This is a genomic window from Empedobacter sp. UBA7252, from assembly GCF_002472765.1.
In the GTDB taxonomy this organism is placed as follows: Bacteria; Bacteroidota; Bacteroidia; order Flavobacteriales; family Weeksellaceae; genus Empedobacter; species Empedobacter falsenii_B.
Map to the genome: position 1 here is coordinate 2,139 of NZ_DKSQ01000039.1, position 3,398 is coordinate 5,536.

The window sequence follows — 3,398 nt, forward strand, 5'->3', positions numbered from 1 at the left end:
ATTTAGAATTAATTTAAATAACATGAGAACGATACTTTATACCTTATTAATTGTACTAACAATTCAGGCTAAAGCGCAAAACGGAAAAACTTATCAAATTTATAATCAACAAGAAAAGAAAGTTGATTTTGATAAAATGATTAAAGAATTAGCAAAATATGATGTTGTTTTATTTGGTGAACATCATAATAATGCGGTAAATCATTGGTTGCAATTGCAAACGACAAAAGAATTGTATAAGATAAAAGGAAAACAACTGATTCTTGGAGCAGAAATGTTCGAGCGTCATCAACAAAATGATTTAACGAATTATTTGAAAAGCAAAACGACGGATGATGAGTTTCAAAAGAGTACAAAGCTTTGGAATAATTACAAAACAGATTACAAACCGCTTGTTGATTTTGCGAAAGAAAAGAATTTAGATTTTGTAGCAACTAATGTAACGCGCAAATATGCTTCGTATGTCGCTAAGAATGGACTTGAAGCTTTGGATACAGTTCCAAATAATGAGAAAGCCTTTATTGCGAAACTTCCTATTACCATAGATTATGATGCACCTGGTTATCCTGAGATGATTAAAATGATGGGAGATCATGCTGGAGTGAAGGCAAAACAGTTTGTTGCAGCACAAGCTACAAAGGATGCAACAATGGCAGAATCAATTTTGAATAATTTGAAGAAAAATAATCTATTCATTCATTACAATGGTGATTATCATTCTAAAAATTATGGCGGAATTTATTGGTATTTGAAATATTTTCGACCTGAGCTCAAAATCGCCGTAATTGAAATTCTAGAAAGTGAAGATTTAAATGAAAAATTATCTGTAATTAAATCTAAAAACGAAAATGTTACTACGACAGAATTTATTATAGTATTTCCTAAGGATTCGCCTAAAACCTACTAATTTTACTTATAAGCAGAAAGTTTTATTGATTATTTTTCATATTTTGCATTTTAAAAAATAAAGCAAACAATTAAATACAACTATGGACAGAAGAAATTTTATTAAATCGACTGCTGCAGCATCTACGGTAGCATTAGTATCACCAGATTCATTATTTGATTTTTCATCAAAAATTGATAAGGTGAAAGTAGGAATTGTTGGCTGTGGAATGAGAGGGCAGGTACATTTAGATGAGTTATTAAAAAGAAATGATGTAGAAGTTGTTGGGATCGCTGAACCAGATCAACGAATGATTGATCGTTCAAACAAAATTTTTGCAAAACATAATAAAAAACCTGTAGAGTATTTTAAAGGTTTAGATGGATATAAAAAATTATATAAGAATAAAGAAATGCATGCTGTAATTATAGCTACGCCATGGGAATTTCACGCTGAGCAAACAATTGCAGCAATGAATGCGGGTAAAATTGTAGGTTTAGAAGTGTGTGGAGCGATGAATTTACAAGAATGTTGGGATTACGTAGATACATACGAAAAAACGAAAGTTCCTGTATTCATGATGGAGAATGTTTGTTACCGTCGCGATGTTATGGCTGTAATGAATATGGTTCGTAAAGGAATGTTTGGTCAAATTGTTCATGGACAAGGTGGTTACCAACACGATTTAAGAAATGTATTATTTAATGATGGTAAACAACCTTATGGTGGTGGAGTTGAATTTGGAGACAAAGGTTTCTCTGAAGCTGCTTGGCGTACAAATCATTATGTAAAACGTAATGCAGAATTATATCCAACGCATGGTTTAGGACCAATCGGTACAATGATGGATGTTAACCGTGGAAATAGAATTACACATTTAACTTCTATGGCTTCTCAACAAGCTGGTTTAACTGATTATATCGTGAAGAATGGAGGTGTAGATCATCCAAATGCAAAAGTTAAATTCAAACAAGGAGATATCGTTCAAACAATGTTAAAATGTGAAAACGGAGAAACAATCTTATTAACGCACGATACATCTTTACAGCGTCCATATAACTTAGGTTTCCGTATTCAAGGAACTGATGGTATTTGGCAAGATATCGGTTCAGGAGGATTTAGTCAAGGTTTCATTTATTTCGAAGATGAAATGAAACATTCTCACAAATGGGCAAGTTCAGAAGATCATTTAAAAACTTACGATCATCCATATTGGAAAAAATACGAAACTCAGGCAGAAGGTGCTGGGCACGGAGGAATGGATTTCTTCTTAATGAATGATTTTATCGAATGTATTAAAGCAAACAAAGAATTCCCATTCGATGTATATGATTTAGCAACTTGGTATGCAGTAACACCATTAAGTGAAAAATCTATCGAAGGAAATGGTACTTCTCAAGAAATGCCAGACTTTACAAGAGGAAAATATAAAACAAGAAAACCAATTTTTGGTACAGAAGATTATGGATTCTAAAACCTTATCATTAGTCATTTTAGCAGGTGGAATGGGAAGCCGCTACAAAGGACAAAAACAAATTGATCCAATTGGACCAAGTAAAGAAACGTTGATGGAATATTCAATTTTCGATGCTTTTTCTTGCGGAATAAAACATTTTGTATTCATTATTAATGAACAATTTAATGCAGAAACTAAAAAATATTTTCAAAATTTAATTGAAAAAAATGGAGGTAAAGTAGAATTTGTTCTTCAAACGACGTATACATCTGTTCCGAGAGGAATTTATGATACAATAGAAAAACGTGAAAAACCTTGGGGAACTGGACATGCGTTAATGATTACAAAAAATCATTTAAACAATCCATTTATTGTAATTAATGCAGATGATTTTTATGGTCGTAAAGCATTTGAAAAAGCAAGTGAATTGGTTCAAAACGAAAAAATCACTGCAAATACTTATGGTATGGTTGCGTACAAATTGGCCAATACGATTAGCGAAAATGGTTCTGTTTCTCGCGGAGTATGTACTGTAACTAACGGTCATTTGGAGAATGTTGTAGAACGTACAAATATCTATTCTAACGAAAATGGAGAAATTGTTTTCGAAGAAGATGATAACGTTTTACCATTAGATGGAGATACGGCTGTATCGATGAATTTCTTTGTTTTACATCCTTCTATTTTCAGAAAATTAGAAGATAAATTTGAGGAATTTCTTCACGAAAATGCTTCTCAATTGAAAGCAGAATTTTTCTTGCCGAAAGTTGTAAATGATATGATCAAAGAAGATCAATTGGAAGTGATTGTAGAAAAATCGGATGACAATTGGTTCGGAATGACTTATCCAGAAGATAGAGAAGTTGTAGTAAATTCTATTCACAATTTAATCAATGATCAAAAATATCCAAATTCTCTTTGGACATAAAATATAATGGAGAAAATATTAAAACATTATTTCGAAAATATAGATCAAGTTAGTATTAATCCAATCAGTTCTGGTTGGATTAATTCTACTTATGAAGTTGAGTATGAAGGAAAAAAATATATTTTACA

3 protein-coding genes are annotated in these 3,398 nt (G+C 31.6%); all 3 read left to right on the forward strand.

Going from position 1 to position 3,398, the window contains the following annotated elements:
- A partial coding sequence (locus B2X73_RS05220) for a ChaN family lipoprotein (RefSeq protein WP_349679903.1) occupies positions 1-907 on the forward strand: 907 nt, incomplete at its 5' end.
- Between the two features lie 82 nt (positions 908-989).
- On the forward strand, positions 990-2,360 hold the full coding sequence (locus B2X73_RS05225) for a Gfo/Idh/MocA family protein (RefSeq protein ID WP_291095915.1): 1,371 nt from the start codon (positions 990-992) through the stop codon (positions 2,358-2,360).
- Complete coding sequence (locus B2X73_RS05230; RefSeq protein WP_038331209.1) at positions 2,350-3,270, forward strand: nucleotidyltransferase family protein; 921 nt, start codon at positions 2,350-2,352, stop codon at positions 3,268-3,270. Before B2X73_RS05225 ends, B2X73_RS05230 begins: the two co-directional genes overlap by 11 nt.
- The last annotated feature ends 128 nt before the right edge of the window (positions 3,271-3,398 follow it).

Bases quoted from the DNA above. Each gene is read 5' to 3' on its own strand.
- B2X73_RS05225 (WP_291095915.1), top strand. From the start codon at position 990: ATGGACAGAAGAAATTTTATTAAATCGACTGCTGCAGCATCTACGGTA.
- B2X73_RS05230 (WP_038331209.1), top strand. From the start codon at position 2,350: ATGGATTCTAAAACCTTATCATTAGTCATTTTAGCAGGTGGAATGGGA.